At 61.6% G+C, this 1,684-nt stretch carries 1 protein-coding gene; it reads left to right on the forward strand.

Annotated elements, in window-relative coordinates; translation table 11 throughout:
- Nucleotides 1-1,344, forward strand: a 1,344-nt coding sequence (locus QZ307_RS11035) for an MATE family efflux transporter (RefSeq protein ID WP_295999775.1), incomplete at its 5' end; no start/stop codon positions are given.
- Nucleotides 1,345-1,684: the final 340 nt, after the last annotated feature.

Below are 1,684 nucleotides of genomic sequence, written 5' to 3' on the forward strand. Positions count from 1 at the left end.
AAGCACTTCACTACCAGTGCGCTTATCAAATTCACGCTGCCCACCATGGCCATGATGATCTTTACCTCGTGCTACACCATTGTGGACGGCTTCTTCGTCTCCAATTACGCCGGCAAAACTGCCCTGGCCGCCGTGAACCTGATTTTTCCCGCCGTGATGATCCTTGCCTCCGTGGGCATGATGATCGGCACGGGCGGGAGCGCCCTGGTGGCAAAAACCTTGGGCGAAGGCAACGCGCCGCGGGCGCGGCGCTATTTCACGCTGCTCGTCATCTTCGCTTTCGCTATTGGCTCGGTGCTTGCTATTGGCGGCTGGTTCTTTATGGGTCCGGCGGCTACCATGCTGGGTGCCACAGGACAGATGCATGCTGACGCCACCCTGTACGGCCGCATGATGATGATCTCGCTGCCCTTCTTCCTTTTGCAGTACGCCTTCCAGAGCTTCTTCGTCACTGCGGGCAAGCCGAAGCTCGGGTTCATTGTCATCGTCATCGCCGGCGTCACCAACATCGTGCTGGATTTCCTGTTCGTGGGCGCCTTCGGCTGGGGGCTGCCCGGCGCGGCCCTGGCCACCAACATCGGCGAGTTCTTGGGCGGCCTTCTGCCGGTGCTGTACTTTATACGCAAGCGCGACAGCCACCTGTACTTCGCCCGCCCGCACCTGCGCTGGCGCGTGATCGGCCAGGCGTGCCTGAACGGTTCGTCGGAAATGGTCACGAACATTGCCATGAGCCTGGTATCGGTGCTCTACAACTGGCAGCTTTTGCGCTACATCGGCGAGGACGGCGTGGCGGCCTACGGCGTGATCATGTATACCGCCATGGTGTTCTCATCCATTTTCATGGGCTACGCCGTAGGCTCATCTCCCCTGCTCAGCTTCCAGTTCGGCGCCCGCAACCGCACCGAGATGCGCTCGCTTCTGTGGAAGAGCCTGGGGCTGATTGCCGTGGCCAGTGTGTTCATGTTCCTGGCCGGACAGGAGCTGGCCGAGCCGCTTTCGGCCATCTTCGTCAGCTACGATCCCGAGCTTTTGGCCCTGACCACCAAGGCCTACCGCCTGTACGCCCTGTGCTTCCTGCTGATGGGCTTCGCCATCTACGCCTCGGCGTTTTTCACCGCGCTCAACAACGGCGTGGTGTCGGCCATCATCTCGTTCCTGCGTACCCTGGTGTTCCAGGTGGCCGCTGTCATCATTCTGCCGAAGCTGTTCGGCATCGACGGCATCTGGCTGTCGGTTACCGTCGGCGACGCCTTCGCGGTAACCGTAGCAGCGATATTCATGATCGCCCTGTCCGGCCGCTACGGCTACCGGAAGCACCCCAAGGGGATGGAGAGGAGCGCGTAACTCCCCTCCCGTCGGAGCCGCCGGGTGTTCCGATTCGCTCAAACAGTCCTCGCTTTGGAAAACAGTCCACTGGGCTGTTTTCGTCGCGTGTCGGCGCCCGAGCGAAGCGAGGAAGTACTCTTGGGGTAAACTGCGCTCGGTCGGAACACCCACCGTCTCCTCTACGCCGTCACTCAGCTGAGACGGTGCCCAGAGCACTACCCCGGAGGACTCGCAAGCTAGACGCTATCGGCCCGCAGCGCCTCTACGACGTTGTCGGCTTTGCAGCGGTGCATGCCATAGGCTACCGAGATGCCCATGGCGGCGGCCGTCATGATAAGCGCCAGCCCCACGTAGGTCC

Origin of the sequence: uncultured Adlercreutzia sp., from assembly GCA_910585575.1 — a bacterium.
Taxonomy (GTDB): Bacteria; Actinomycetota; Coriobacteriia; order Coriobacteriales; family Eggerthellaceae; genus Adlercreutzia.